The sequence below is a fragment of the Streptomyces sp. NPDC021020 genome, from assembly GCF_044333285.1.
GTDB lineage: Bacteria > Actinomycetota > Actinomycetes > Streptomycetales > Streptomycetaceae > Actinacidiphila.
Genome location: NZ_JBIRQQ010000005.1, coordinates 400,698 through 414,171, shown reverse-complemented (window position 1 = coordinate 414,171; position 13,474 = coordinate 400,698). Strand labels below are relative to the sequence as shown.

9 protein-coding genes are annotated in these 13,474 nt (G+C 76.2%); 3 read left to right on the top strand and 6 right to left on the bottom strand.

Translation table 11 applies throughout. The annotated features are described in order from the left end of the window. Nucleotides 1-174 precede the first annotated feature (174 nt). Nucleotides 175-993 (top strand): hypothetical protein, encoded by an 819-nt coding sequence (locus ACH4SL_RS17060; RefSeq protein WP_398446068.1) that lies wholly within the window; start codon nucleotides 175-177, stop codon nucleotides 991-993. Nucleotides 994-999: 6 nt separating this feature from the next. Here ACH4SL_RS17060 and ACH4SL_RS17055 read toward each other — a convergent pair whose 3' ends face one another. Next, nucleotides 1,000-2,655, bottom strand: coding sequence for a DUF6350 family protein (locus ACH4SL_RS17055; protein ID WP_398446066.1), 1,656 nt, complete (start codon nucleotides 2,653-2,655; stop codon nucleotides 1,000-1,002). A 167-nt stretch (nucleotides 2,656-2,822) separates the two neighbouring features. On the opposite strand from ACH4SL_RS17055, the gene ACH4SL_RS17050 reads away from it, so the two are divergent. After that, complete coding sequence (locus ACH4SL_RS17050; RefSeq protein WP_398446064.1) at nucleotides 2,823-3,806, top strand: RNA polymerase sigma factor; 984 nt, start codon at nucleotides 2,823-2,825, stop codon at nucleotides 3,804-3,806. Nucleotides 3,807-3,926: 120 nt separating this feature from the next. Here ACH4SL_RS17050 and sucD read toward each other — a convergent pair whose 3' ends face one another. The 5 genes from sucD to ACH4SL_RS17025 all read right to left on the bottom strand — a co-directional run bounded on the left by sucD (nucleotide 3,927) and on the right by ACH4SL_RS17025 (nucleotide 11,987). Continuing rightward, complete coding sequence (gene sucD, locus ACH4SL_RS17045) at nucleotides 3,927-4,811, bottom strand: succinate--CoA ligase subunit alpha (RefSeq protein WP_031516364.1); 885 nt, start codon at nucleotides 4,809-4,811, stop codon at nucleotides 3,927-3,929. A gap of 25 nt (nucleotides 4,812-4,836) precedes the next feature. Beyond that, nucleotides 4,837-6,015, bottom strand: coding sequence for an ADP-forming succinate--CoA ligase subunit beta (gene sucC, locus ACH4SL_RS17040; protein ID WP_398446062.1), 1,179 nt, complete (start codon nucleotides 6,013-6,015; stop codon nucleotides 4,837-4,839). 331 nt (nucleotides 6,016-6,346) lie between these two features. Beyond that, nucleotides 6,347-7,453 carry a VWA domain-containing protein gene (locus tag ACH4SL_RS17035; protein ID WP_398446649.1) on the bottom strand — a complete coding sequence of 369 codons (1,107 nt, stop codon included), beginning with the start codon at nucleotides 7,451-7,453 and terminating at the stop codon, nucleotides 6,347-6,349. A 338-nt stretch (nucleotides 7,454-7,791) separates the two neighbouring features. Next, the gene (locus tag ACH4SL_RS17030; RefSeq protein ID WP_398446647.1) at nucleotides 7,792-10,683 is read right to left on the bottom strand and encodes a DUF5682 family protein; all 2,892 of its coding nucleotides are present in this window, start codon (nucleotides 10,681-10,683) and stop codon (nucleotides 7,792-7,794) included. A gap of 191 nt (nucleotides 10,684-10,874) precedes the next feature. Continuing rightward, nucleotides 10,875-11,987: an AAA family ATPase gene (locus ACH4SL_RS17025; RefSeq protein WP_398446059.1), complete on the bottom strand. Its 1,113-nt coding sequence runs from the start codon at nucleotides 11,985-11,987 to the stop codon at nucleotides 10,875-10,877. Nucleotides 11,988-12,125: 138 nt separating this feature from the next. Between ACH4SL_RS17025 and ACH4SL_RS17020 the strand changes: the two genes are divergently transcribed. Beyond that, nucleotides 12,126-13,469 (top strand): SWIM zinc finger family protein, encoded by a 1,344-nt coding sequence (locus tag ACH4SL_RS17020; RefSeq protein ID WP_398446057.1) that lies wholly within the window; start codon nucleotides 12,126-12,128, stop codon nucleotides 13,467-13,469. Nucleotides 13,470-13,474: the final 5 nt, after the last annotated feature.

The window sequence follows — 13,474 nt, the reverse complement described above, 5'->3', positions numbered from 1 at the left end:
GGGACGGGGGAGCGCGCGGAGGGTAGCGTCTGCCGGGAACACGGACTTCGCGCGCCCTGCGCGAGGGTGAACGTGATGTATCCGACACCTGTGTCACGTATGACGTACATACGGCACACAGGCCGGAGGATTTCACCAGACCGCAATGCCCGCACGAGGAGTCGAGCCCAGGGGATGGCGCATCACATCATGAGCAGCGGCCGTATTCGTCTTGCGCTGCGCGCGCCCGAGGGCGACCAGGACCAGGAGAACCCGTTCGCGCCGCCGCCCGAGGGGACGCCGGACCGGCCCTGGCAGCCGCGGCAGCCGTCGGGCTCGGGCGGGTCCGGGGGCTCCGGCGGCTCGGGCGGCTCCGACTCGGGCTCGGGCTCCTCGGACGGTCCCGACTCCACGCCGCCCGGCCCGCCGCAGGGCGCGCCGCAGCCGTGGGGTAGCCAGTGGAGCAGCCGGCAGCCGCAGGGCGGACGGCCCGACCCGTACGGGCGGCGGCCCGACCCCATGCAGGGCCCCACCGGCCCGCAGGGCACGGGACCGCGCTTCGACCCCACCGACCCGGCCCACCGGCGCTCCCGCTACGCCCTCTTCTCCGGCAGCTGCGGCCTGCTCTTCGCCCTGCTCGGCTGGACGCCGGTCGGCCTGCTGCTCGGGGCGCTCGCGCTCTACTGGGGCATCAGCGCACTGCGGATGCCGGCCGAGGAGCGCGCCCAGGCCCGCGCCGCGGCCGCCGCCGCGCTGGCCGACGCCACGCAGTCCCCCCGCCCCGCCCCGCCCGCGCCGGGCCCGGACGCCCAGCGCTCGTTCGTCACGGCAGCCTGGACGGGCATCGTCGTCAGCGGCCTCGCCCTCGCCATCGTCGCCGGCACGTACGCCTTCCACCTCGCCTACCGCGACTACTACACCTGCCGCCAGGACGCCCTCACCACCCCGGCCGCCCACGCCTGCCAAAAGCTCCTCCCGAAGCCGCTGCGCGACCTGCCGTCGATGCGCGCGTAAGTCTTCTCAGGCTTCGGCGGACGGCCCTGCGGGCGGCCGGGCCGGCTGCGGCGGCGCGGCGGGCGCCTGCGGCGGCTCGGACGGCTGCGGTGGCCGGGGCGATACCGGCGGCGTGAGCGGTTGCTGCGGCTTGGGCGGCGCCGGTTGCGCGGACGGCGCGGAGGGTTCGACCGGCGCGAGCGCCTGCAGCCGCTGGGCCGACACCGGCGGCACCGGCGGCACCGGTGGCTTGACCGACTGCGGAGCCTGACGCGGCTGCGGCCGTGCAGGCGGCTGCGATGACCCGGGCGACTGCGCCGGCTTGGCCGGCATCGGATGCGCGGACGGCTGCGGTGGCCGAGGTGACACCGGCGGCCCGGGCGCCTGCGACGGCTTGGCCGGAACCGGCGGCGTGAGCGGCTGCTGCGACTTGGCCGGCATCGGATGCGCGGGTGGCTGGGGTGCTGGTCGGGGGCGGGGGGTGCGGGTGCGGAGCCAGGACACCGCCGCGGCGGGGGGGAGTGCGAGGGCCAGGGGCCAGGCTGCGGCCGCGGCGGCGGTGAGCCACCACACCGGGCCGACGTGCGCGAGCGTGCCGACGCCCAGGGGGCCGCCCGCGGCTGCCGCGAGCACGCCGAGTGCGAGCCCGCACGTTGTTGCGGCACCCGCCGTGACCAGGGCCGTACGGGCGGGCCGCAGCCGGGCGCGTACGCAGACCCAGCACAGCGCCGCGGCCGCCAGGACGGGCACCGCGAGGGTCGCCCAGCCCGCCGGGTGCGGTCCGCCCTGGCCGGGCAGCGCCGCCAGCAGCGGGAAGCGCGGCAGCAGCGGATAGCCGGAGGCTCCCGTCGGCGCGACCGTGCTGCCCGCGCCGACGGAGAAGCCGGGCCCGAGCGCGTACGCCGCCGACCACACTGCGAGGTTCGGCACCAGCAACACGCACAGCAGGAACACCGCGACCTGCCCCGTGAACGGCGCGCTGAGCTGCCCGAACGTCCGCCCCGCCGCGCCGGCGTGCCATCCGAGCGCGACCCCGCCCACGACTGCCCCGCCGCCGACCAGGACGCCCGCCCCGACGCCGCCGGCCCGCAGCGCGAGCGCCACGTCGCCGCCCCATGCCCGGTAGTCCGACAGCGGGGGCCGCCCGCAGCCCGTCCACGCCCCGGTGGCGGTCGCGGCAGCGGCCAGCAGCGGCACGTGCAGCAGCGCCGACAGCACGTCGGTGTGCAGCGACCCGGCGGCCGCGTACGCCGTGACGGGCACGGCGACGGCGAGGTAGCCGCCGAGCACCCAGCCCGCGCAGGCCCGCGTGCCGTTCGCGACCACCGACGCCGTGCCCCGGTGGAGCAGCCACGCGGGAAGCACGCTCAGCAGCAGCGGTGTCACGCCCACGGGCGCCGGGACCCCGGAGAGGGTCGTGTCGCGCACCAGGTCCGCGCCGTGCGCCATCAGCCACAGGTCGGCGGCGATGTGCAGGGCCCCGCCGAGGCCGCTGTCGGGGAAGGGCGAGACGACCCAGAGCAGCAGCACGGCCGCCGCGAGCCCGAGCAGCGCGAGCCCGGCCGCGGCCATCCCCGCGACGGCGGCGGACGCGCGCAGCGCGGGGAGGGGGCGGGGGGTGTCGGGGTCGGGCTCGGCCGCCGGCCCGGAGCCGGAGCCGGAGCGGGCAGCCGGTTGCGTCATATGGGTCACGGCGTCCCATGGTGCCAACAACACCCGTTTCGCCCGCGCAGCGGGCGGTTGGTCGTCGTGTCGCCCATGGTGAGGCATATACGTGCTTTTTTCAGACCGTCTGATGTGTATGACGAGTCGGATGAGATGAGAGGTCTCCCCGTGAGCAGGCGTACCCCGTGAGCAGGGGCAAGCGGCCCCACAAGTCCCGGCCCCGGCCCGCCGGCCGGGCCCGTACCGCTCCCGCGTTCTCCGCTGCTTCCGCCGCTTCCGCGTCCCGGTCCGTCGCCGCCCCGGCGGGGGCCCTTCCGGTGCGGGCGGTCACCGTCTATCCCGCGGTGGCCGCCGAGATCCTGCCGCTGCGCGGGTCGCGGGAGCCCGGTCCGGCGGTCGCGGACCCGGGCGCCACCCTGCTCGACCCGGCCGACACCCTCGACCCCGAAGCCTCGTTCGACGCTCTCTACCTGCGGTGCGCGGGGCCGCTGCGGCGGCAGGTGGTCGTCCTCACGGGAGACGCGGAGCTGGCCGCGGAGGCGGTGCGGCGGGCGTTCGACCAGGCCTGGCAGCGCTGGCCGGAGATCGCGCGGGACAGCGACCCGGCGGGCTGGCTGCGGGCCGCCGCGCACACGTACGCGCTCGCGCCCTGGCAGCGGCACTGGAAGCGGGTGCGCAGGCGCCCGCCGGTGCCCGCCCCCGAGGACGGCCTGTGGCGCGCGCTGGTGGGGCTGCACCCGGAGCGGCGGCGGGCGCTGCTGCTGCACGACGGGCTCGGGATGAGCCTGGTGCGCACCGCCGCCGAGGTCGAGTCGAGCCCGGCCACGGCCGCGTCCCGCATCATCGGGGCCCGCCGCGAGCTGGCCGCGGCGGTGCCGGACGCGTACGACGGGGGCGACGCGGCCGAGCAGCTGGCCGGGCTGCTCGCGGCCGTACCCGAACCGCCTCCCGTGCCGGACGGCGCCGCGGCGGTGCCCGCGCGGCCCGCGGGCGTACGCGAGGCCAGCGAGCGCGGGACCCGGCGCCGTACGCTCGCGTCCTTCGCCGCGGCCGGGACGGTGCTGCTGGTCACGACCGTCGGAATGATCGTCGGACCGCAGCGGCCGGGCGAATCCCACCGGCACGACCCCGTACCCCCGCACGGGCAGGCGGCGCAGCCCGCACGCTGAGCGATCCGGTCCGAGTCCGAGTCCGAGTCCGGGAACGGGAACGGGTCCGGTCCGGTCCTGGAACGGCGGACGGCCCGCCCCCCGAGCGGGGAGCGGGCCGTCCGCGGTGGACGCGGGGCGTCAGCCGACCAGGATCTCCCGGGCGAGCCGCGCGGTCTCGGACGGCGTCTTGCCGACCTTGACGCCCGCGGCCTCCAGGGCCTCCTTCTTGGCCTGCGCGGTGCCGGAGGAGCCGGAGACGATGGCGCCGGCGTGGCCCATGGTCTTGCCCTCGGGCGCGGTGAAGCCCGCGACGTAACCGACGACCGGCTTCGTCACGTTCTTCGCGATGTAGTCCGCGGCCCGCTCCTCGGCGTCGCCGCCGATCTCGCCGATCATGACGATCAGGTCGGTGTCGGGGTCGGCCTCGAAGGCGGCGAGCGCGTCGATGTGCGTCGTGCCGATGATCGGGTCGCCGCCGATGCCGACCGCGGTCGAGAAGCCGATGTCACGCAGCTCGTACATCATCTGGTACGTCAGCGTGCCGGACTTCGACACCAGGCCGATGCGGCCCGGCTTGGTGATGTCGCCCGGGATGATGCCGACGTTGGACTGGCCCGGGGTGATGATGCCGGGGCAGTTCGGGCCGATGATGCGGGTCTTGTTGCCCTTCTTGCCGGCGTACGCCCAGAAGGAGGCCGAGTCGTGCACGGCGATGCCCTCGGTGATGACGACGGCGAGCGGGATCTCCGCGTCGATCGCCTCGACGACGGCGTCCTTGGTGAACTTCTCCGGCACGAAGATGACCGAGACGTTCGCGCCGGTGGCCTCGATGGCCTCCTTGACGCTGCCGAAGACCGGTACCTCGGTGCCGTCGAAGTCGACCTTCTGCCCGGCCTTGCGCGGGTTGACGCCGCCGACGACGTTGGTGCCGTCGCCCAGCATCAGCTTGGTGTGCTTGACGCCGGTCGCGCCGGTCATGCCCTGGACGATGACCTTGCTGTCCTTGGTGAGCCAGATAGCCATGGTGGTGTGTGTCCTCGTCCTCTGCTTACTTCGCGGCGGCCAGCTCGGCGGCCTTGTCGGCCGCGCCGTCCATGGTGTCGACGCGCTGCACCAGCGGGTGCGCGGCGTCGGTGAGGATCTTCCGGCCCAGCTCGGCGTTGTTGCCGTCGAGGCGGACGACGAGCGGCTTGGTGACCTGCTCGCCGCGGTCCTCCAGGAGCTTCAGCGCCTGGACGATGCCGTTGGCGACCTCGTCGCACGCGGTGATGCCGCCGAAGACGTTGACGAAGACGGAGCGGACGTCCGGGTCGCCGAGGATGATCTCCAGGCCGTTGGCCATGACCTGGGCGGAGGCGCCGCCGCCGATGTCCAGGAAGTTGGCGGGCTTCACGCCGCCGTGCGCCTCACCGGCGTACGCGACGACGTCGAGGGTGCTCATGACGAGGCCCGCGCCGTTGCCGATGATGCCGACCTGGCCGTCGAGCTTGACGTAGTTCAGGCCCTTGGCCTTGGCGGCGGCCTCCAGCGGGTTGGCCGCGGCCTTGTCGTGCAGCTCCTCGAAGTCCGGGTGGCGGAACTCCGCGTTGTCGTCCAGCGACACCTTGCCGTCCAGCGCGATGACCTTGCCGGAGGCGACCTTGGCCAGCGGGTTGACCTCGACGAGGAGGGCGTCCTCCTTGACGAAGACCTCCCACAGGCCCACCAGCACGTCCGCGACCTGGTCGGCGACCTCGGCCGGGAACTTCGCGGCGGCCACGATCTCCTGGGCCTTGGCCTTGTCGACACCGTCGATCGCGTCGATCGGGGTCTTCGCCACGGCCTCGGGGCGGTTCGCCGCGACCTCCTCGATCTCCATGCCGCCCTCGACGGAGGCGATGGAGAGGAAGGTGCGGTTCGCGCGGTCCAGGAGGAAGGAGACGTAGTACTCCTCGACGATCTCCGGGGCCGTCTCGGCGATCATCACCTTGTGGACCGTGTGGCCCTTGATGTCCATGCCGAGGATGTCCGTCGCGCGGGCGACGGCCTCGTCCGGAGTCGCGGCCAGCTTCACGCCGCCCGCCTTGCCACGGCCACCGACCTTGACCTGGGCCTTGACGACCGACTTGCCGCCGAGCCGCTCGGTGATCTCGCGCGCCGCCTCAGGCGTCTCGATAACTTCACCGGCCAGCACCGGTACCCCGTGCTTGGCGAAGATATCCCTCGCCTGGTACTCGAACAGGTCCACGCGCGTCCGTCTCCCTTTTCCATGGAATCGGCTGGTAGTTAAGCCCGGATGGTGTACGGCGTCGGCGGGAGGCTGCCGTCGTGAACACGTACAGCGCCGCCTGCCGGCTGGGCGTGCCGCACGGGCAGGGCGACTGCACCACCAGCTGTCACCAGATAAGCGCACGCGGTGTCCGAGTACGCGGCATGTCCGTCTTGCAGGTTATCGCCGCGCGGCGGCGCTGCCGAAATCCGGGCATGCCCGTGAGCGGTGAGAACGGTCACAACACGCCCGTTCGGGCCAGCCCCGACGGCGCCCCTGGGGGGCGGGGCCCAGCGGGCGCGGTGGGGCCTCAGGCCTCGGGTATCGGGATCGGGCGCTTCTCGATGGCCGCCGCCATGACATCGGGGAAATGGTCGGGCGTGCAGGCGAACGCGGGCGCGCCGAGTGCTGCCAATGCCGCCGCGTGCTCCCGGTCGTACGCCGGCGCACCCTCGTCCGACAGCGCGAGCAGCGCCACGAACTGCACGCCGGACGCCTTCATCGCCGCGACCCGCTTCAGCATCTCGTCGCGGATGCCGCCCTCGTAGAGGTCGCTGATCAGGACGACCACGGTGTCCGCCGGACGGGTGATCTGCGAGGCGCAGTACGCCAGCGCGCGGTTGATGTCCGTACCGCCGCCGAGCTGCGTGCCGAACAGCACGTCCACCGGGTCGGCCAGCTGGTCGGTGAGGTCGACCACCGCGGTGTCGAACACCACCAGGCAGGTCGCGATCGCGCGCATCGAGGCGAGCACCGCGCCGAAGACGGAGGCGTAGACGACGGAGGCCGCCATCGAACCCGACTGGTCGATGCACAGCACGACGTCCTTGCGCACCGCGCGGTCGGCGCGCCCGTAGCCGATCAGCCGCTCCGGCACGACCGTGCCGTGCTCCGGCAGGTAGTGGCGCAGGTTGGCGCGGATCGTACGGTCCCAGTCGATGTCGCGGTGGCGCGGCCGGCCGACGCGGGCCGACCGGTCCAGCGCGCCGGTCAGCGTGGCGCGGGTACGCGTCGCGAGCCGGGCCTCCAGGTCCGCGACGACCTTGCGGACCACGGCCCGCGCGGTCTCCTTCGTCGTCTCGGGCATCGCCTTGTTGAGCGACAGCAGCGTGCCGACGAGGTGGACGTCGGCCTCCACCGCCTCCAGCATCTCCGGCTCCAGCAGCAGCGCGGACAGGCCGAGCCGGCCGATCGCGTCCCGCTGCATCACCTGCACGACGGAGGTCGGGAAATACCGGCGGATGTCCCCGAGCCAGCGCGCGACCTGCGGCGCCGACCCGCCCAGCCCGGCCCCCCGCTCCCCGCCCGCCGCCCCGCTCCCCCCGTAGAGCGCCCCGAGCGTCCGGTCCATCCCCGCATCCCGCCCCGCCGGCACATACCCCGTCCCCTCCGCCCCAGCCCCTCCACCAAGCACCATCCGCCACCGCCGCAACCGCTCCTCGCCTCCGGCGGGGGCGGGGGTGGTGCCGGGCGCGGGGGCGGTGGGTGCGGGGGCGGGGGTGCCGGGCGCCGCGGGGCCGGGCGCGGGGGCTGGGGCAGGGGCGCCGCTCTCCCCGGCGGGAGCAGCTGCCGCGCCGGTGGGGCGGAGGGCGGCGCTGCCGCCGAGCGGCGCGGGGGCGGGCGGTGTGGCGGCGGCGGCCGCCGTGGGGGCAGGGGAGGTCGTGGCGTCGGGCCGCCCGGGGGCGGGGGGCGGCGAGGCGGCGGGCTGCCCGGCAGAGGCGGGCGCTTCGGTGTGGTGGGGGGGATTCGTCATCGTCAGGCTCCCCCGGTGGGGTGGGTTCCCAGGTCGGTGGTCGTGGTCGTGCCGAGCAGCAGGCGGACGGTGTGGGCCGCGGCGGCCGCGCGGGTGGGGTCGAGGGTCGGGGCGAAGCCGGGCAGGCCGGGTTCCGCGGAAGCAGGGGCGGGGCGGCGGGCCGTGGCCGGGCCGCGGCGCACCAGCTCGCCGACCGTGCGGCGTACGCCCGGCTCGAACTCCGCGAACGTCCGCCGCAGCAGCGGCAGCACATCCGTGAAGGCCGCGGGCGGCACCGCGCATATCCACGTGTCCAGCAGGGCGAGCAGCCGCTCGTCGTGCACGAGCAGCATGCCGCCGCCCGCGAGGAAGCCCTCGATCCAGCCGGCCGCCTCCGCCGGGGCGGTGCCCGGGGAGAGCGTCAGGCCCATCAGCCGGGCGGCTTCCTCGGATGTCAGCCGCCCGTCGTCGAGCAGCAGCCGGGCCGCCGCCCCGCGCAGCAGCCCGGGTATGCCGCCCGGCGCCCCGCCGGGCCGGTCGGCGCGCTCGGCGAGCCCGCGCAGGGCCGCGGCCCAGCGGTCCCGGAGCGCCGGGTCGGGCAGCAGCGCGACCGCGCGGTGCACCCCGTCGAGGTGCTCGCGCATCGCGGTCGCCCCGTCTGCGTCCAGTCCCGCGCAGGCGGGCGGCAGCCCGACGCAGATCCGCAGGGCCAGGCCCTCGGCGACCTCGCCGAGCGCCCCCGCGTCCGTCCCCCGCACGTCCCCGTAGCGGACCGCCCGCACCAGCGCGGGCAGCGCCGCCGCCAGATGCGCCACGTCCGTGTCCAGCGCCGCGCGATCCGCCAGCACCCGCATCACCACGGGCAGCGCGTCCCCGAGGCCGGCCAGCAGGCACGTCTCGGCGAGCGCCGTGACCTCGGCGAGCGTCCCTGCGTGCGCCGCCGCGTCCGCCGCCTTCGCCGCCGCGGCGGACGCGACCGTCGTCCCCCAGATCCCCGCCTCCGCGACCCGCACCGCCAGCTCGGGCTCCCAGCGCAGCCGCCACTGCTCCCGGAAGGTGCCCGTGCTCCCCCGGCCGCCAGCCGGCTCTCCCCAGCCGACGTCGAGCAGCGCCAGCCGGTGCAGCAGCCTGCTGCGGGCCGCGTCGGTGTCCTTGCGCAGGTCCAGATCGAGGGGGCGCTCCAGCGCCTCGGGCTTGAGCCGCAGCGTGCGCTGCTGCCGGGCCAGGTCGCGGGCCAGCGGCACCGCGGGGGCGTCCGGCGGCACCTCGCCGAGTGCGTCCCCGACCACCAGGCGGTCGCGGATCAGGGCGAGCGGCACGTCGGAGCCGTCGCACATGACCGCGCGCACCGCGTCCGTCGCCTCGCTGAGCCCGGCGAGCGGCCGACCGCGCAGCGCGGCGAGCGTCTCGGCCAGCCGCACCGCCTCGATGACATGCGCGGACGAGACCGGGATGTCCTCCTCCCGCAGCAGCCCGGCGACCTTCGTCATCCAGCGGGTGACCGGCCGGTCGGGCGCGGTGAACAGATGGCGGTACCAGCCCGGCGAGTCGATACCCGCGCCGTAGCCGCTCGCGCGGGCGAGCCTGCGGTGCGTCCAGGGCACCCAGGTCGTCTCCACCCGGGCCTTGGGCAGGCCCTTGAGCAGCTGCCGGTCCGCGGCGACCGCCGTCCGCTCGGCGAGCGCGGGCACATGCCAGGCGCCGCACACCACGGCAGTCCGCGCGTGCGCCCGGCGGGCCTCGCGCAGCCGCAGCCTCATGTGTGCCTCGCGCACGGCGTCGTGGGGGTGGCCACCGTCGCCGTGCACGGCGCGGATCGCGCCCATCGCCTCGGCGAGCGCGGCGAACGGTGCGAGCGGGTCGGCCTCCCCGCCGCCCGTGCCGTCTCCGCGGTGCTCGACCGCGTCCTCCCACCACCGCTCCGGGTCGTCGTACCCGGCCGTCTCCGCGAGGACCGCGAGCGGATCGATCCGTACGTCCGCCTCCCCCGCAGGCGCGGCACCCCCGCCGCCCCCCGGCCCAGGGCTGCCCGGCACCACCCCGGGCTCGGGCCCGGGGCCAGGGGCGCCCGGCGCCGCCCCGCCAGGCCCCTCAGCCTGGGCCGACCCCCCGGACGGCACCCGCGCGGCCCCGTCCGGCGCCGCGTCGGGCACGGGCCCGGCGCCACCCGAGCCGCCCGCGCTGCCAGGACCCCCGGTCCGGGCAGACACCTCCCGCGGCACGGGCGCGGTCGCGCCCGGCGCCACGCCGAGTGCAGGCCCGGGGCCACCCGGCGTCGCCCCGCCAGGCCCCTCGGCCTGGGCCGACTCCCCCGGCGGCACCGGCGCGGTCGCGCCCGGCGCCACCCCGAGTGCAGGTCCGGGGGCGTCCGGGAGCTCTCCGTCCGGGCCGCCAGGACCCCCCGTCCGGGCAGACGCCTCCCGCGGCACGGGCGCTGGCGCATCCGGCGCCATCCCGGGCCCAGGCCCGGCCCCGTCTGCGTCGTCAGCGCCCTCGGTCAGGGCCAGCTCCTCCGGGGAGGGGCGCAGGGCCAGGGTGACGGCGGCGGGGAGGTCGATGAAGTGGACTTCCGCGCCTGCGGCGGCCGCCCAGCGCAAGGCCACCCATTCGGGGGAGAACTCCGCGAAGGGCCAGAAGGCGGCCCGCGCCGGATCGTCGAGCACGTGCGACAGCAGTGCGACCGGAGGGCGCATCGCCGGATCGGCGGCGAGCGCCACCAGCGCGTCGGCCTCCGGCGGGCCCTCGATCAGCACCGCCTGCGGCCGATACGCCTCCAGCGCGGCGAGCACCGCCCGCGCGGACCCGGGTCCGTGGTGCCGCACCCCGAGCAGCACCGCATCCCCCGTCCCGCGCGCCACCACGGTCGCGGCCAGCACATCCCGCGCCTTCCCCCGCGGCCCGGACACCCCGCCCATGTCGTCGACCTCCTCCGACCGCTGCCCCTCCGCCCTGGGGCCGGTCCCGGCCCCAGGGACCGCCTGCCCCCGGACGGATCCCGCCCCGGCGAACGGCTCCCGCACCGCGGATCCCGTCACACGCTCCCCCTTCCCGAACGCCCTGGCGGGCGAGGCCGCACCTGCCCGTACGCCCGCCGCGCGGGGCGGCCTCATGACGACACCTCACGGCAGGCGCGGTAGAAGTCCTTCCAGCCGTCGCGCTCGCGGACGATCGTCTCCAGATACTCCTGCCAGATCAGGCGGTCCGCCGCCGGGTCGCGGACCACGGCGCCGAGGAGGCCCGCGGCGATGTCGGGGGCGCGCAGCACACCGTCGCCGAAGTGGGCCGCCAGGGCGAGGCCGCTCGTCACGACGGAGATCGCCTCGGCCGTGGAGAGCGTGCCGGACGGGGACTTGAGCTTGGTGCGCCCGTCCTCCGTGACGCCGGAGCGCAGCTCGCGGAAGACGGTGACGACGCGGCGGATCTCGTCGGCGCCGCGCGGGGCGGCGGGCAGGTCGAGGCCGCGTCCTATCTGGGCGACGCGGCGGGCGACGATCTCCACCTCGTCCTCCGCGCTCGCGGGCAGCGGCAGCACCACCGTGTTGAAGCGGCGGCGCAGCGCGCTCGACAGCTCGTTGACCCCGCGGTCGCGGTCGTTGGCCGTCGCGATGAGGTTGAAGCCGCGGACGGCCTGCTGCTCCCTCCCCAACTCGGGGATCGGCAGCGTCTTCTCGGACAGGATCGTGATGAGGGTGTCCTGCACGTCGGCCGGGATGCGCGTCAGCTCCTCCACGCGCGCGATGCGGCCCTCCGCCATCGCCCGCATCACCGGGCTGTGCACGAGCGCCTGCGGGCTCGGGCCGTGCGTGAGCAGCTGTGCGTAATTCCATCCGTAGCGGATGGCCTCCTCCGGGGTGCCCGCGGTGCCCTGCACCAGCAGCGTCGAATCGCCGCTGACCGCGGCCGCCAGATGCTCCGACACCCAGGTCTTCGCCGTGCCGGGCACACCGAGCAGCAGCAGCGCCCGGTCCGTCGCGAGTGTCGTCACCGCGACCTCGACGATCCGGCGCGGGCCCACGTATTTAGGGGTCACCACCGTGCCGTCCGGGAGGCTCCCGCCGAGCAGGTAGGTGGCCACCGCCCAGGGCGAGAGCTTCCAGCGCGCCGGGCGCGGGCGGTCGTCGGCGGCGGCGAGGGCGGCCAGCTCGGCCGCGAAGGTCTCCTCCGCGTGCGGCCGCAGGGCCTCCTCGGTGCCGGCCGCGACGCTCGTCGAAGCGCTCATGGCTCTCCCCCACTCGTTCGAACGGACCCCCTCGGTCCGTGCTGATCCCACTGTGCACCCCACCACTGACAATCCGTCACCGTCCGCTGTCCGCGCAGGTCAGGGCGATTGTCAGTGGGTGGCCCTAGCGTGGTGGGCATGGACGAAACGGAAGCTCGGTGGACAGCCGACCAGGTGCTCGGACTCGCGCCTGACGCGGCGTCACGCACCGCGGGCGCGCGGCTCGCGACGCGCGCGCCGTGGTCCGGCGCGGGCGCGTCGCACGACGCGGTGTGGGGCCTGTGCGCGGGCAGCGGCAGCCGTCCGTACCAGACGGCCGTCGATCTGCGCGGGCCCGCGTACGCGTGCTCGTGCCCGAGCCGGAAGTTCCCGTGCAAGCACGCGCTGGGGCTGCTTTTACTGTGGGCCGGTGACGAAGGGGCGGTCGCCGCGGGGGCGGTCGCGCCGGAGTGGGCCGAGCAGTGGCTCACGGCCCGCCGCAAGAAGGCGGAGGCGGCCGCCGCCGTCACCGAGGAGGACGAGCCCGCGCCCGGCCCGTCCGCCGCGGACGCGGCGCGGAAGCGGGCCGAGCGGCGCGCGGTGCGGGTCGAGGGCGGCGCCGCCGAGCTGGAGCAGCGCCTCACCGACCTGCTGCGGGGCGGCCTCGCGGGCGCGGAGCGCGCGGGCCACCAGCAGTGGGACGAGATGGCGGCCCGGATGGTCGACGCCCAGGCCCCCGGTCTCGCCTCCCGGGTCCGCACGCTGGGGGCCGCCGCCACGGCGGGCGGCGACTGGCCCTCCCGGATGCTGGAGGAGACGGGGCTCCTGCATCTGCTGGCCCGCGGCTACCTCGGCCGCGAGCGCCTGCCCGGCCCCCTCGCGGAGACGGTACGCACGCGCATCGGTTTCACCGTCGAATCCGCGGAGGTCCTGGCGGGGCCGCGGATCCGCGGGCAGTGGCTGGTCCTCGCGCAGTACGACACGCCGGACGAGCGGCTGACCACCCGCCGGACATGGCTCCATGACACCGCGTCGGGCCGTTTCGCCCTGCTCCTCTCCTTCGGCGCCGCGGGCCGCGCCCCCGAACTGACGCTGCCCGTCGGCTCGGTCCTCGACGCGGAGCTGGCCTACCACCCGGCCGCGGTGCCGCTGCGCGCGGTGCTCGGCGAGGTCTTCGCGACGGGCGCCCCCGACCGCACCCCGCCGGGCACCTCGGTGGCCGCCGCCCTCGACGCGTACGGCACGGCGCTGGCCGACGACCCCTGGCTGGACGCCTTCCCCGTCGTCCTCGCCGACGTCGTGCCCCTCCCGGGCCAGGACCACTGGCAGGTGGCCGACGCGACGTCCGAGGCGGCGGCCCCCCTCACGAGCCCCGCCCCGCTGTGGCGCCTGGCCTCCATATCCGGCGGCCACCCCGTCACCCTCTTCGCCGAGGCCACCCCCACCGGCCTGCGCCCGCTCGCGGCCTGGCCACCGGAGTCGCCCCTCCCCCTCCCCGTGTGAGAGGG